The following is a 14,758-nucleotide window of genomic DNA, read 5'->3' on the forward strand; positions in this document are numbered from 1 at the left end:
TCGGGTGGCACCGAAACGCGCTTGCGGCGCGACGCCGTCGACAAGCGGTGGAAAGATGATCCGGGCGCGTGCAGACGGGGCCTGCGGCGGATAAGCTTGGTAAGACCCGAGTCAAGACGGGGTCGGAGTAAGGACAACATGCCCATTACAATTCTCGACGGTATCGTTCTCGGCGTCGCACTGTTTTCGGCCATCCTCGCCATGGTGCGCGGCTTCTCGCGCGAGGTCCTTTCGGTCGCGAGCTGGGTTGGTGCGGCGGCGGCGGCCTATTTCCTCTATCCGTACCTCCTGCCCTATGCGAAGCAATACACCACCAATGACACGGTCGCGATGATCGGCTCGGCCGCGGTGATCTTCCTGGTGGCGCTGATCATCATTTCCTTCGTCACCATGCGGATCGCCGACTTCATCATCGACAGCCGCATCGGCGCGCTCGACCGTACGCTCGGTTTCCTTTTCGGTGCCGCACGCGGCATCCTCCTCGTCGTCGTCGCCATGCTGTTCTTCAACTGGCTCGTGGCGCCGCCGCAGCAGCCGATCTGGGTCACCCAGGCGAAGTCGAAGCCGCTGCTCGACAATCTTGGCAACAAGCTGGTCGCGCTGCTGCCGGAAGAGGCGGACGCTACCATTCTCGACCGCCTGCGCGGCAAGGACACGACGGGCGAAGGTGAAAGCGATGCTCCGCCGGCCGCCACCGAACAGTCGCCCGCCGAGGAAACGCCGGCGACGAACGGCTAAAGGAAACGAGGAAATTTGCAACAAAGCCCGCTGTGCGGGCTTTGTCCATTTGGAAATAACGCTTGCCAGGCATTTCGGCTAAGATCGCTTGACGTCTGGCAGCCTGATCACGATATGCGCACCGGCACGGAGCAAAGGCGACTGTGATGAACGATCTCAGATCCAGTGAAATCCACGACGAACTCGATGGCGATACGCTGCATGAGGAATGCGGCGTGTTCGGCATTCTCGGACATCCGGATGCAGCCACGCTGACGGCTCTTGGGCTGCATGCGCTCCAGCATCGCGGCCAGGAAGCCGCGGGTATCGTCACCTTCGACGGCAAGCAGTTCTATACCGAAAAGCGCATGGGCCTCGTCGGCGACCACTATACCGACCCGGCGACGCTCGCCAAGCTGCCAGGCTTTGTCTCCATCGGCCACACGCGGTACTCGACGACCGGCGAGGTGGCGCTGCGCAACGTCCAGCCGCTCTTTGCCGAACTCGAAGTCGGCGGCATCGCCATCGCCCATAACGGCAACTTCACCAATGGCCTGACGCTGCGGCGCCAGCTGATTGCCGACGGCGCCATCTGTCAGTCGACATCTGACACCGAAGTCGTCCTTCACTTGATCGCCCGCTCGAAGCAGACCTCCTCCTCCGACCGTTTCATCGACGCCATCCGCCAGATGGAAGGCGGCTATTCGATGCTGGCGATGACGCGCACCAAGCTGATCGCCGCGCGCGACCCGATCGGTATCCGCCCCCTGGTCATGGGCGAACTCGACGGCAAGCCGATCTTCTGTTCGGAAACCTGTGCGCTCGACATCATCGGCGCCAAGTACATCCGTGATATCGAGAATGGCGAAGTCGTCATCTGCGAGATCCAGCCGGACGGCTCGATCTTGATCGATGCGCGCAAGCCCGAGGCACCACGGCCCGAACGGCTCTGCCTCTTCGAATATGTCTATTTCGCCCGTCCGGATTCGGTCGTCGGCGGCCGCAGCGTCTATGTGGCGCGCAAGAACATGGGCATAAATCTCGCCAAGGAATCGCCCGTCGACGCGGATGTCGTCGTCCCCGTCCCCGACGGCGGCACCCCGGCCGCGCTCGGCTATGCGCAGCAGAGCGGCATTCCCTTCGAGTACGGCATCATCCGCAACCACTATGTCGGACGGACCTTCATCGAGCCGACGCAGCAGATCCGCGCCTTCGGCGTCAAGCTGAAGCATTCGGCCAATCGCGCCATGATCAAGGACAAGCGTGTCGTGCTTGTCGACGACTCGATCGTGCGTGGAACGACGTCGGTCAAGATCGTCCAGATGATCCGCGAGGCCGGCGCACGCGAAGTGCATATCCGCGTCGCCAGCCCGATGATCTTCCATCCCGATTTCTATGGCATCGACACTCCCGATCGCGACAAGCTGCTGGCCAACCAGCATGCCGACCTCGCTTCCATGTGCCGCTTCATCGGCGCGGATTCGCTTGAGTTCCTGTCGATCGACGGTCTCTATCAGGCCGTCGGCGGCGCCCCGCGCGATCCGCAGGCGCCGCAGTTCACCGACCATTACTTTACCGGCGACTATCCGACCCGCCTGCTCGATCAGGAAGGCGCGAGTAACGTCCGCAAACTTTCGGTTCTTGCCAGCAACGGATAACCAGACACCAACATGACGCTCAATCTGAAAGACCGGATCGCCGTCGTCACCGGCGCATCGCGCGGTATCGGCTATTTCACCGCCCTCGAACTTGCCAAGGCCGGCGCCCATGTCATCGCCTGCGCCCGCACCGTCGGCGGCCTGGAGGAGCTGGACGACGCCATCAAGGCGGTGGGCGGATCGGCGACGCTGGTCCCCTTCGACCTTGCCGACATGGCCGCGATCGACAAGCTCGGCGGCGCCATCAACGAACGCTGGGGCAAGCTCGACATCCTGGTGGCCAATGCCGGCGTGCTCGGCACGATCTCGCCTATCGGCCATGTCGAGGCCAAGGTCTTCGACACGGTGATGACGATCAACGTCACCGCCACCTGGCGCCTGATCCGCTCGCTCGAGCCCCTGCTCGTCAAATCCGATGCCGGCCGCGCGCTTATCCTGTCATCGAGTGCTGCGCACAAGTGCAAACCCTTCTGGGGCCCCTACTCCGCCTCCAAGGCGGCTGTCGAGGCACTGGCGCGCACCTGGGCCTACGAGACGCAGCGCCTGCCGCTGCGCATCCTCAGCGTCGATCCGGGTGCGACGCGCACCGCCATGCGGGCCCAGGCCGTGCCGGGCGAGGATCCCGCGACCGTGCCGCACCCCTCCGAGGTCGCGGCCGCGCTGATGCCCCTCTTCAGTCCGGATCAGACCGAAACCGGCAAGCTCTTCATCGTTCGAGAAAAGAAGATCGTCGACTACCGCCTGCCGGAGTGATCCGCTTCAGCGCGTGTCCCACAAAGAAAGCCACCGCGGTGTCTCGCGGTGGCTTTTCGAAACGCATTTGCGGTCAGTCGGTGTCCCCTGGCAGGCCATCATTTCCCTGGCCGGCAGGCCAGTCACCATATTTCCGCTGCCAGGAGCGCGCCCCGAACGGCAGGGTAAGCAAATAGCCGACTGCCGTCACGACCATCGTCTCCCAGGTGTAGGTCATCAAAGTCGCAACGTAGAGGACGACGACAAGGATGGCCGGGAGCACCAGATCACGGCGAACGCGGTTTTCGGACTTGCCGGACCAGACCGGCAGGCGGCTGACCAGCAGGAAGGCGATCAGCACGGTATAGAACGCCGCGATCAAGGCGAAGATCCTGCCGGGCGCCAGCCCCAGGAGACCGATATAGACCGGCAGCAGCACCAGCATGGCGCCGGCCGGAGCCGGCACGCCGACGAAATATTCCGACTGCCAGGCCGCCTTGACGGGGCGCTCGGCCATGACGTTGAAGCGGGCAAGTCTCAAGCCGACCGCAATCGCATAGATCAGCGCCGCGATCCAGCCGACCGAACGCGCCTGGTCGAGCAGAAAGACGTAAAGGACAAGGGCCGGGGCGACGCCGAAATTGATGATATCGGCGAGCGAATCCATCTGCACCCCGAAGCTCGACGTCGCCTTCAGCAGCCGCGCCACGCGCCCGTCGATGCCATCCAGGAAGGCTGCGAGCAGAACCATCGCGACGGCCAGTTCGAAGCGGTTCTCGAAGGCCAGGCGGATGCCGGAAAGGCCCGCACAAATCGCCAGGACGGTGATCGTGTTCGGGACCATCAGGCGCAGCGGGATTTCCCGCAGACGCGGGCCGCGGGCCTTGTCATGCCCGTCGTTCGTGTCGGTCGCCGCTTCGGGGATCTCTGCCGTTTCTTCCTGCCGGGGATTTTCCATGTCGGTTCCTCACGCGCGTCGGCTGATGACCGGCCCCTTCGACGAGCCAAATTCAGCGATTACGGTCTCTCCGCCGATGGTTTTCTGACCGAGACTGACGCGCGGCTGCGCGCCTTGCGGGAGAAAGACATCGAGGCGCGAGCCGAACCGGATGAGGCCGAAGCGTTCGCCCCCTTCCAGCGAGGCATTTTCCGTCGTCCAGCAGAGAATGCGCCGCGCCACCAGGCCGGCGATCTGGACGACGCCGATGGCGCCGTGGCTCGTTTCGACGACAAGGCCGTTGCGTTCGTTGTCCAGGCTCGCCTTGTCGAGTTCGGCATTCAGGAAACTGCCGGCCCGATAGGCAATTCGCCTGACGGTGCCGCTCATCGGCGCGCGGTTCACGTGGCAGTCGAAGACGTTCATGAACACCGTAATGCGGAGCATCGGCTCCGCGCCGAGCCCGAGTTCTTCCGGCGGGGCGACTGTGGCGATCGACGATACGCGCCCGTCGGCCGGGCTGATGACGAGATCTTCGTCGATCGGCGTCATGCGCTCCGGATCGCGGAAGAAATAGGCGCACCAGGCGGTCAACAGAAAGCCAATCCACATCAGCGGCTCCCAAAGGAAGCCAAGGATCAGGGAAACGACGAAGAAGATCGCAATGAAGCGATAGCCTTCCTTGTGCACCGGCACCAGCGTGTTGCGGACCGTTTCGATCAAGCTCATCAACTTACTCCAGATATGACGCGGAACGTGAACTAGCGCGATTTCGCACACCCGGCAACGGCGAACGGCAAATGGCGGTTGCGACGACGCGGCCTGCAGTGACCCTGCTCAGGCCGCCGGCGCGCCGCGGTCGACGATGCCGAGATCATCGCGTTCGCGCACCCGCTTCAACTGCTCCTCGGCCTGTGTAGCCTCGCGCTGGCGGCTCCACATCGAGGCGTAGAGGCCGTCGCGGTCGATCAATTCGCCGTGCGTGCCCCGTTCGGCGATGACGCCGTCCTTGAGCACGATGACCTCGTCGGCGTTGATGACGGTCGACAGGCGATGGGCGATCACCAGCGTGGTGCGATTGCGCGATACGATATCGAGGGCCGCCTGGATTTCCTGCTCCGTCTTCGTGTCGAGCGCGGAGGTCGCCTCGTCGAGGATCAGGATCGGCGGCGCCTTCAGGATCGTCCGCGCGATCGCCACGCGCTGCTTCTCGCCGCCCGAAAGCTTCAGCCCGCGCTCGCCGACCATTGCCAGGTAGCCTTCCGGCAAGCCGCGGATGAAGTCGGCGATTTGCGCCGCTTCGGCGGCCGCCTCTACTTCGGCATCCGAGGCCGCCACCCGGCCGTAGCGGATGTTATAGGCGATCGTGTCATTGAAGAGCACCGTATCCTGGGGAACCATGCCGATCGCGGATCGCAGGCTCTTCTGGGTAACGTCGCGCACATCCTGACCATCGACGGTGATCGATCCCCGCTGAACGTCGTAGAAGCGATAGAGCAGCCGAGACAAAGTGGACTTGCCGGCCCCGGACGGACCGACGACCGCCACCGTCTTGCCGGCAGGCACCTCGAAGGAAATTCCCTTGAGGATTGGACGAGCCGGATCATAGGCGAAATGCACGTCCTTGAAGAGGATCGCGCCGCGCCCGATCGCGAGTTCCTTCGCATCCGGCCGATCGACCACTTCCGCTTCAACGTCGAGAAGGTCGAACATGTGTTCGATGTCCGTCAGCCCCTGGCGGATCTCGCGATAGACGAAGCCGATGAAGTTCAGCGGAATAGCCAACTGAATGAGCATCGCGTTGATGAAGACGAAATCGCCGATGGTCTGCTCGCCGCTTCTCACGGCAAGCGCCGAGATCGTCATCATCACCGCCGTGCCGGCCCCAAAAATCAGTGCCTGGCCGAAGTTCAGCCAGCCGAGGGAGGTCCAGACCTGCGTCGCGGCACGTTCGTAGCGCTCCATCGACTTGTCGAAGCGCTTCGCCTCCATGTCTTCATTGCCGAAATATTTGACCGTTTCGAAATTGAGCAGCGAATCGATCGCCTTGGTGTTGGCGTCGGTATCGCTGTCGTTCATCGACCGGCGGATGGCGATGCGCCAGTCGCTGGCGCGGACCGTGAACCAGATATAGAGCCAGACGGTGATGGCGGTGACGACGAGATAGCTGAAGCCGTAACCCCACCAGAAGATCACCGCGGTCAGCAGAAACTCGATCAATGTCGGGACGCTGTTCAGGATCGTGAAGCGAACGATCGTCTCGATGCCCTTAGTGCCGCGCTCGATGATGCGCGACAGCCCGCCCGTACGCCGCTCCAGATGGAAGCGCAGCGACAGCTGATGCATGTGGACGAAGGTTCGGTAGGCCAGCTGCCGAACCGCGTGCTGGCCGACACTCGCAAAAAGGGCGTCACGCAATTGGTTGAGACCGGATTGCAGCAGGCGGGCCAGATTGTAGGCGAGCACCAGCATGACGGCGCCGGTCAGGAATTGCGGCAGGAAGCCGAGCGCATCCGGCTTGTTGTTCAGCGCATCGGTCGCCCACTTGAAGAAATAGGGAACGAGGACGAGGACAATCTTGGCGGCGACGAGAATGATCGTCGCCCAGACAACGCGCAACTTGAGATCGGGACGATCATCCGGCCACATATAAGGCCAGAGATTGGCGATCGTACCCAATGGATTGGCGGCATCGGCGGAAACCGTCTTCTTCTGGCGCGTAGGTGTCAAATGTATCTGCTTCCGATGCTTCCGGATCGCGGCGATGCCGAATGCACGCGACCCCCGACGTCAGTCAACCGAAGGGTCAGGATACCGCGCGAACTCGTCCGCGACCCTGACCGACCAATGAAAAGCGGCGTCCTTGAAGACGCCGCCTTCCTTACAGATAGGTCCACCCCCGCACGATCGCAATGGAACTGCGGTTGGAAGACGGAATATTATTCGCGCCTCACGCGCTTGCGATGGATCTCGCGCGACTCGTCGTCGGAGAGCGCCTCGTTGGGCACCCCGAACACCTGTCCGGGGCGGATCAGATCGGGATTGTCGATCTGTTCGCGATTGGCGAGATAGATCGTCGTGTAGCGTACGCCCGCGCCATAGACGCGACGCGAAATCTGCCAGAGCGTGTCGCCGCGACGAATGATCACCGATTCTTTGCTTTCCTTGAGCGGCGCCTGCTCGATCGTTGCAGGCTGCGCCTCAGCCGGCGAGGACGCGGCGACCTGGTCGTTCGCAGGCGGCGTTGCGGCCTTCGCCGCGCTCTCGGGCTTCGGCGGCTCCAACGCCTCGCTCGCCGTCGCCTGGGGCCTGGCGGCGGCCACCAGTCCAGTCCCAGCCGGCCGTTGCGGCAAGGCAGGTCCGATGACCCCGTCGACCTTGCCAAGCGTCGCGACGATGCCTGGCGGGTCCTGCGGCGAAGTGCGCAGAAGCTTCAGGGCCTCGGCGGCTGCCTTCGAAGCCTCGGCCGCCGCCGCCGTCTGGGCAGCGTCCGCACTCTCGGCCGGCTTGAATTCGGAGAGTGACTTCAGCGCAAATTCCGTTGCCGAACGAGCAGCGGCCAGTTGCTCGGCGGAGGGCTGCTTGCCATCGGCGAAAAGCCCCTTCAGCAGGGTGAGCGCCTTGCCTGCCTCCGTCCTCAGGCTATCGAGACCTGGCGCAGCGTGTTCCGAGGAGGAACCGGCAATCGCGGCGACCTGCGTGCCGGCCGGCCTGTCGAAGGGCACTGAGGCGCGCATCGCCACCTTGGTGGCGTCCTCGCTCATCATGTCCGCACGGATGATGTGACTGCCGACGGTGAGGTCAACCGAACCGTCGACCACGAAATGTCCCTTGTCGTCCGCCTTCATCTCGCCGACGAGCGTGTCGTCGGCATAGATGCGCACCAGCGCTCCGGGTTTCGCGTTGCCGGCAACGAACATCTTGCTGCCTTCGATCTCCACGGCCGTCACCTGAAGCCCCGGCACGGTATTGGAGGGGGCCGGCGTCGCGGGCACCGCCTCCGTCGCGCCGTTCTGCGTGGCGGGCGCGGCGGCAGTTTCGGTCGGCTTGAATTCCGCCTTCGGCGTGGTGATCACCCGGCTCGCCTCGCCCGGTTTCGACACCATCGCCAGCAGTTGCCCGCCCGGCTCCTTCGGCACGGAAACCGTCGCAACCTCTTCGGAGATCTTGCTGGCGCCGTCGGTGCCGACGCTTCGCAGCGTCAACTGGTGGTCGCCTGCGGCAAGCGGCTTGTCAAAGACTGCGGCGAAATCCCCGGCGGCGTTGACATCGGCCGTGCCGACAACGGCGTTGCCGCTCAGAATTTCGAGCTTCGTGCCCGGCTCAGCGCGGCCGGCGACGACGGTCGACCCGTCGGGTTCCACCCGCAGGAGATCGAAGCCAGGGACAGTCAAATCGGCCGCACCGGGTGCGGTGCCGCCGGCCGTGGCGACTGCCTGCTTCGTGGCCGCATCTTGTGCGGGGCCCGGAGCACTGGCGGCCGGCGCTGTCCCCGCGGTCTCCGTGCCGGTTGCCGCCGGTTGCGCGGCCTGATCCTTGTCGTCGTTCAAATCGAGGTTCGGCTGAACCACGAAAACCATCAATGCGGTCGCAATCGCCAGCACACCGAGGGCCACCCAGCTGGCCTTGTTCTTGATCATGCCACTCTCCACAGGAACGGAGCGCTGCTCCGCACATGCCCCTTCGTCGACTTACAACACGCAAGCCATTGCCACATTATAGCGCAACGGCGGTCGCCCGTCCGAATTCTTCAATGTATTGCTGAAATTGCTAACGTTTCCTGTAGTTAAGCACAAGTTTCGACTGCGCCGGCGAGAAACTGTGCGGCAAATTTTCGTGCATTTTCCTTGACCGGTGCTGCGCTGCAATGTCTTTTGCCCCGATGAGCAACCAGCCTATTCCGATTCGATCCGTCTGCGTCTATTGCGGTTCGCAGCCAGGACGCGATCCCGCACATATCGAAGCGGGGCGTCTTCTTGGCAAATCGATTGCCGATCACGGATTGCAGCTCGTTTATGGCGGCGGCACGCGCGGCATCATGGGTGCCGTGGCGAGCGGCGTGCTTTCGGCCGGCGGTCACGTCACCGGCATCATTCCCGAATTCCTGATGGACAAGGAAGCGACCCGCCACTCGCTCGGCCAGCTCAACGAGCTGATCGTCACCGGCGACATGCACGAGCGCAAGCACACGATGTTCGAGCGGGCGGACGCCTTCATAGCGCTGCCGGGCGGCATCGGCACGCTCGAGGAAATCGTCGAGATCATGACCTGGGCGCAGCTCGGCCGCCACCGCAAGCCGATGGTGTTCGGCAATATCAACGGCTTCTGGGCGCCGATGCTCGAACTGCTGACGCACATGCGCGAGCAGGGTTTCGTCCACACGGCCCACCTGGTTCAGCCATTGGTGATCGACCGGGTCGAAGACATCGTTCCCGGCATCCTCGCCTCCGCCGCCGCGAACGGTCGCGAGGGCGAAAGCGAGATCATCTCCAGACTCTGACTTACTCCGCGGGGGTCGGCTGTGCGGCGCGACGCGCCCTGCTTTCGGCCAGCATCGCTCCGGAATAGATGAAGAGTGCTGCCCAGATCAGTGCAAAGGCGATGAGCTTCGCGACGCCGAAGGGTTCGTGAAACACGAAGACGGCGATCACGAAGATCATCGTTGGAGCGATATATTGCATGATGCCGATGGTCGAGAGCCTGAGGAGCTTGGCGCCATTGGCATAGATCATCAGCGGCACGGCGGTGACCAGCCCACAGGACAGCAAGAGGACGACGTCGGCCATGGTCGTATCGCCGAAATGCCCCTGACCTGTCGCCTCGAGCCAGATGATGTAGCCGACCGCCGGGATGCTGAGCAGCAGCACTTCGAGGAAGAAACCCTGGTTCGGTCCGATCGGCAGCGTCTTGCGAAAGAAGGCGTAGAAGCCCCAGGAGATGCAGAGCCCGATCGACACCCAGGGCAGGCCGCCGGCGTCGAAGGCGAGCACGGCGACCGCAAGCGCGGCGAGCCCGATCGCCACCATCTGCGCCCGATTCGGCCTTTCCTTGAGCAGCAGCGCGCCAAGGAAAATCGAAAACAGCGGGTTGATGTAATAGCCGAGTGCCGTCTCGATCGCCCGGCCGGCGCCGATCGCCCAGACATAGATGCCCCAGTTGACGGTGATGAGGGCGGCCGTCAGTGTGGCCATTTTCAGCATTCGCGGCGAGCGTAGCGCAGTTTTGATCTCCTGCGTGCGGCCAAGCCACAGAAGCACGAGACCGGCGAGCGGCACCGACCAGACGATGCGGTGGGCGACGACTTCGGGCGCAGGGATGTGTGCCACCGCCTTCATGAAGAAGGGCAGGAAACCCCAGAGCAGATAGGCCGTCAGCGCGAAGGCGAAGCCTCTCGCGGAATCGGTATTCTCGGCGGGCTGCTTCGCATTCGGCTCTGCCATGATCCTGATCCTGAAAACTCGACCGGAGCAATGCGACTCCGGTGCCAATCGACGGCCAGCCATCAGCGGAGATCGGCCGTCTCTCTCCCTGCGTCCTACTCCAACGAACGGTGATGCACCAATTCATTTCCGTGAACCGATGCGTGAACGGGATTGAAGGTGGGGCGACGCTATTCCGCCGCGATCAGCCCGACCCGGTCGCGGTTCTTCAGCAGCTTGTAGACGATACTGTCCATCAGCGCCTGGAAGGAGGCGTCGATGATGTTGTCGGAAACACCGACGGTCCACCAGCGCGCGCCGGTGCGGTCCGTCGATTCGATCAGCACGCGGGTGACGGCCCCGGTGCCGCCGTTCAGGATTCGCACCTTGTAGTCGGCGAGTTCGAGATCGGCGATCTCGGACTGGAATTTGCCGAGGTCCTTGCGAAGAGCAAGGTCGAGCGCATTGACGGGGCCATGTCCCTCGGCGACCGACATCATCACTTCCCCGTCGACGATGACCTTGACCACGGCCTCCGACACGGTCTTCAGATGGCCGTTCGCATCGAAGCGGCGCTCGACCATCACCCGGAAGCTTTCGACATGGAAGAAATCCGGCACGGTGCCGAGAATGCGGCTGGCGAGCAGCGTGAAGCTCGCATCGGCGCCCTCATAGGCATAGCCGGTCGCCTCGCGCTCCTTGACGATTTCGATCAGCTTGTCGAGCCGCGGATCGTCCTTGGCGACAGTGATGCCGCGCCGTTTGAGCGCGTTGATGAAGTTTGCCTTGCCGCCCTGGTCGGAGACCATGACCTTGCGCAGATTGCCGACCGACTCGGGCGCGACATGCTCGTAGGTGCGCGGATCCTTCAGAAGCGCCGAGGCGTGGATGCCGGCCTTGGTGGCGAAGGCCGAAGCGCCGACATAGGGCGCCTGCGGGTCCGGCGAACGGTTGAGGAGTTCGTCGAAGGCATGGGCAAGCGTCGTCAATTCCTGCAGCTTGTCGGCATCGATGCCGGTCTCGAAGCGATTCGAATAGGCTTTCTTCAGCGCAAGCGTCGCAATCAGCGTCACCAGATTGGCGTTGCCGCAGCGCTCGCCGATGCCGTTCAGCGTTCCCTGTATCTGCCGCGCCCCGGCTTCGACCGCGGCGAGCGAGTTGGCCACCGCCTGGCCGGTATCGTTGTGGGCGTGGATGCCGAGATTGGCGCCCGGCACCCCCGCGGCGATCACGGCCGAAACGATCTCACGGATTTCCGGCGGCTGCGTGCCGCCATTGGTGTCGCAGAGCACCACCCATCGCGCCCCGGCCTCGAGCGCCGTTCTCGCACAGGCGATCGCATAGGCCGGGTTCGCCTTGTAGCCGTCGAAGAAATGCTCGCAGTCGACCATCGCCTCGCGGCCGGAGGGGACCACAGCCTCGACGGAGGCGCGGATATTCTCGAGGTTCTCCTCGTTGGAACAGCCGAGCGCCACCTCGACATGGTAGTCCCAGCTCTTGGCGACGAGACAGATGGCATCGCTTTTCGCCGCCAGCAGCGCATTGAGGCCCGGGTCGTTGGAGGCGGAGACGCCCGCACGCTTGGTCATGCCGAAGGCGACGAAGGCGGCCTGCTGCGTACGCCTTTTCGTGAAGAACTCCGTGTCGGTCGGATTTGCCCCCGGATATCCGCCCTCGACATAGTCCATCCCGAATTCGTCGAGCATCGCCGCAATCGCGATCTTGTCCTCGACGGAAAAGTCGATGCCGGGCGTCTGCTGCCCGTCCCGAAGCGTCGTGTCGAAAAGATAGATGCGTTCCTTGGTCATGGCTCGGTCCAAAATGCGAGTCTAGAAAACAGCGCGGGTTGTAATCATCCCGCTATTCGGTCTTTCCGGCGAATTTGTCGGTCGCGCGGACCAGGCGATCGAGAATGCCCGGTTCGGAATAGGCATGGCCCGCCCCCTCGAGCAGATGGAATTCGGCCTCCGGCCATGCCTTGTGCAGCAGCCAGGCGTATCTGGCCGGACACGGCATATCATAGCGGCCATGGACGATCACCCCAGGAATGCCGTGGAGCTTGTGGGCGTCGCGCAGCAATTGCCCTTCCTCGAGCCAGCCGGCATTGACGAAGAAATGGTTCTCGATCCTCGCAAAGGCATCGGCAAACTCCTCTTCTTCGAAACGGTTACTGGTCGCCGGCTCCGGCAGAAGCGTGATCGTCTCGCCTTCCCAGATGCTCCAGGCCTTAGCCGCGGCAAGCCGCGTCGCGCGATCGTTGCTCGTCAGGCGGCGGTGATAGGCGCGCATCATCTCGTGCCGTTCTTCCGGCGGTATCGGGGCGATGAAGCGTTCCCACTTGTCCGGAAACATCTCCGAGACACCGGACTGATAGTACCAGTCGAGTTCGGCCCTGGTGAGCATATAGACACCCCGGACGACCAGCTCGGAGACGCGCTCGGGAAACTTTTCAGCATAGGCGAGCGCCAGCGTTGAACCCCAGGAGCCGCCGAAGACCAGCCATTTTTCGGGACCGGCCATTTCCCGCAGCCGCTCGATATCGGCGACGAGATGCCAGGTGGTATTGGCCTCGGTCTCGGCATGCGGGGTCGACTTGCCGCAGCCGCGCTGATCGAACAGCGTCACATCGTAGAGCGCCGGATCGAAGAGGCGGCGATGGTTCGGCGAAATCGTCCCGCCGGGACCGCCGTGCAGGAAGACGGCCGGCTTCGCCCCGGGCGTGCCCACCCTTTCCCAGTAGATCACATGGCCGTCGCCGACCTCGACATGACCCGAGGCATAAGGCTCGATTTCCGGATAGAGAGTTCTGAGCGCAGCACTCACAGCAGGTCTTCCTCGGGTGGCCAGTGAACGGTGTCGAAATCGGGGTGCTGGCGGCTCGATCCCAGCACGCGCAGATGGCGCGCGGCGGCCTCTACGCTGCCGTCGTCCGTGTCCCTTTCGGGAAGTTTTTGCAGGTGCGCAAACCACATCATGCGGGACTCGACCCCGGACTGATAGATGGGTTGGACGTCGTCGGGATCGTCGAGCGAACCCAGTGCGATGTTCAGGAAGCCCGCGTCCGGCATGTCGTAGAACAGCGGCGTCCCGCAATTGCGGCAGAAGCCGCGCCGCACCAGATCGGAGGATCGAAACCAGGAAGGCTGACCGCGTGTGACGCTGAAATCCTCGCGCGCGATATTGGCAAGCGGCAGGAAATAATTGCCCGCCGCCTTCTGGCACATGCGGCAGTGACAGATATGCGGATCGTCGAGCGTGCCCTCGGCGCGGTAACGCACCTGGCCGCATTGGCAGCCGCCCGTGAAGATGCGCCGGATCATCATGTCCAGGCCCCGGACGCCGGCCACTGCTCCGTCTCGTGATCGGGATGCTGGAAGGAAATGATCTGTTCCTGCCGCGAATAATAGTCCTGATCGTCATGGACCGGCTGGTCGAAGATCGTTTCGACCCAAGGCAGGCGTGCCTGGTAGTTGACCTGAATCCGCGGCGCGAGATCGGAGCGGTCGTCGAAGGCGCCGATCGCGATTTCCAGGCCGCCGGGATGCCGATAGGTCAGCGGAGTGCCGCATTTCGGGCAAAAGCCGCGATCGATGTTGACCGAGGATTGAAAATAGCTCGGCTCGTCGCGCGTCCATTCGACGCCGTCCTTCGGCGCGGTCACCAAGGCTGAAAAGAACGAACCGAACTGCTTCTGGCACATCCGGCAATGGCAGATCGAGGGGCGTCCGAGCTTGCCGCGGATGCGGAAACGGACCGAACCGCACTGGCAGCCTCCAGTTCGCATGGCGTCACTCATCGTCTCTCCTCCGGAGGCCAGGTGTCGGTGTCATGATCGGGATGCTGATAGGAAACAAGATCGGCGAGGTAAGAAGCCTCGTCGAGATCGTTCATCGTCTCCTCGCCGGTAAGGGCTGGCACGTGGTCGACATAGGGCAATTTCGCCTCGGTCCCCCACTGAATGGTCGGGGCGATGCCTTCCGGGCTATCGAAAGAGGCAATGGCCAAAGCCATCCCGTCCGGCGCCTCGAAGGTGAGCGGCGTACCGCAATCGCCGCAGAAGCCGCGCCAAACCGCGTTGGACGACTGGAAGCGCTTGCGCTGCCCGCGTGTCCAGGCGACTTTCGCGCCCCGTACGGAAACGAGCGGCAGATAGAAGTTGCCGCTCGCCTTCTGGCACATACGGCAATGGCAAACCGAGGCATCGCCGAGCTTGCCCTCGACGCGGAAGCGGACCGCACCACATTGGCATCCGCCGGTATGGATTTCGTCAGCCATGTCTTCCTCCTCGTTCGCCG

14 protein-coding genes are annotated in these 14,758 nt (G+C 63.3%); 4 read left to right on the forward strand and 10 right to left on the reverse strand.

Annotation, left to right across the window (positions count from 1 at the left end):
* The first annotated feature begins 138 nt into the window (after positions 1-138).
* The 3 genes from ATC00_RS06000 (at position 139) to ATC00_RS06010 (ending at position 3,128) form a co-directional block, all read left to right on the forward strand.
* Entirely contained in the window at positions 139-738 is a 600-nt protein-coding gene (locus tag ATC00_RS06000) for a CvpA family protein (RefSeq protein WP_037379721.1), read from the forward strand.
* A 146-nt stretch (positions 739-884) separates the two neighbouring features.
* Positions 885-2,375 carry an amidophosphoribosyltransferase gene (purF, locus tag ATC00_RS06005; protein ID WP_064252261.1) on the forward strand — a complete coding sequence of 497 codons (1,491 nt, stop codon included), beginning with the start codon at positions 885-887 and terminating at the stop codon, positions 2,373-2,375.
* A 12-nt stretch (positions 2,376-2,387) separates the two neighbouring features.
* Positions 2,388-3,128, forward strand: coding sequence for an SDR family NAD(P)-dependent oxidoreductase (locus ATC00_RS06010; RefSeq protein ID WP_064252262.1), 741 nt, complete (start codon positions 2,388-2,390; stop codon positions 3,126-3,128).
* Between the two features lie 73 nt (positions 3,129-3,201).
* Here the strand turns inward: ATC00_RS06010 and ATC00_RS06015 are convergent, their stop codons facing one another.
* The 4 genes from ATC00_RS06015 to ATC00_RS06030 all read right to left on the reverse strand — a co-directional run bounded on the left by ATC00_RS06015 (position 3,202) and on the right by ATC00_RS06030 (position 8,684).
* A complete protein-coding gene (locus ATC00_RS06015; protein WP_037379715.1) occupies positions 3,202-4,065 on the reverse strand; it encodes a CDP-alcohol phosphatidyltransferase family protein in 864 nt (287 codons plus the stop codon).
* A gap of 9 nt (positions 4,066-4,074) precedes the next feature.
* A complete protein-coding gene (locus tag ATC00_RS06020) occupies positions 4,075-4,773 on the reverse strand; it encodes a phosphatidylserine decarboxylase (protein WP_064252263.1) in 699 nt (232 codons plus the stop codon).
* Between the two features lie 108 nt (positions 4,774-4,881).
* The gene (locus ATC00_RS06025) at positions 4,882-6,774 is read right to left on the reverse strand and encodes an ABCB family ABC transporter ATP-binding protein/permease (RefSeq protein ID WP_064252264.1); all 1,893 of its coding nucleotides are present in this window, start codon (positions 6,772-6,774) and stop codon (positions 4,882-4,884) included.
* 209 nt (positions 6,775-6,983) lie between these two features.
* Positions 6,984-8,684: an Ig-like domain-containing protein gene (locus ATC00_RS06030; RefSeq protein WP_064252265.1), complete on the reverse strand. Its 1,701-nt coding sequence runs from the start codon at positions 8,682-8,684 to the stop codon at positions 6,984-6,986.
* 227 nt (positions 8,685-8,911) lie between these two features.
* Between ATC00_RS06030 and ATC00_RS06035 the strand changes: the two genes are divergently transcribed.
* Positions 8,912-9,544 (forward strand): LOG family protein, encoded by a 633-nt coding sequence (locus ATC00_RS06035; protein WP_412458380.1) that lies wholly within the window; start codon positions 8,912-8,914, stop codon positions 9,542-9,544.
* Position 9,545: 1 nt separating this feature from the next.
* On the opposite strand, the gene rarD is transcribed toward ATC00_RS06035, so the two are convergent.
* From rarD to ATC00_RS06065, 6 genes are all read right to left on the reverse strand, one after another.
* A complete protein-coding gene (gene rarD, locus ATC00_RS06040) occupies positions 9,546-10,484 on the reverse strand; it encodes an EamA family transporter RarD (RefSeq protein ID WP_037379706.1) in 939 nt (312 codons plus the stop codon).
* Between the two features lie 170 nt (positions 10,485-10,654).
* Complete coding sequence (gene cimA / locus ATC00_RS06045) at positions 10,655-12,271, reverse strand: citramalate synthase (RefSeq protein ID WP_064252266.1); 1,617 nt, start codon at positions 12,269-12,271, stop codon at positions 10,655-10,657.
* A gap of 52 nt (positions 12,272-12,323) precedes the next feature.
* Positions 12,324-13,286, reverse strand: a complete 963-nt coding sequence (gene pip / locus ATC00_RS06050; protein ID WP_064252267.1) for a prolyl aminopeptidase — start codon at positions 13,284-13,286, stop codon at positions 12,324-12,326.
* Positions 13,283-13,783: a GFA family protein gene (locus ATC00_RS06055; protein ID WP_037380000.1), complete on the reverse strand. Its 501-nt coding sequence runs from the start codon at positions 13,781-13,783 to the stop codon at positions 13,283-13,285. The genes pip and ATC00_RS06055 overlap by 4 nt, the downstream gene beginning before the upstream one ends.
* Entirely contained in the window at positions 13,783-14,259 is a 477-nt protein-coding gene (locus ATC00_RS06060; protein WP_037379700.1) for a GFA family protein, read from the reverse strand. Before ATC00_RS06060 ends, ATC00_RS06055 begins: the two co-directional genes overlap by 1 nt.
* Positions 14,256-14,738, reverse strand: coding sequence for a GFA family protein (locus tag ATC00_RS06065; RefSeq protein WP_064252268.1), 483 nt, complete (start codon positions 14,736-14,738; stop codon positions 14,256-14,258). The genes ATC00_RS06060 and ATC00_RS06065 overlap by 4 nt, the downstream gene beginning before the upstream one ends.
* Positions 14,739-14,758 lie beyond the last annotated feature (20 nt).

This window comes from Sinorhizobium americanum (genome assembly GCF_001651855.1).
Taxonomy (GTDB): domain Bacteria; phylum Pseudomonadota; class Alphaproteobacteria; order Rhizobiales; family Rhizobiaceae; genus Sinorhizobium; species Sinorhizobium americanum.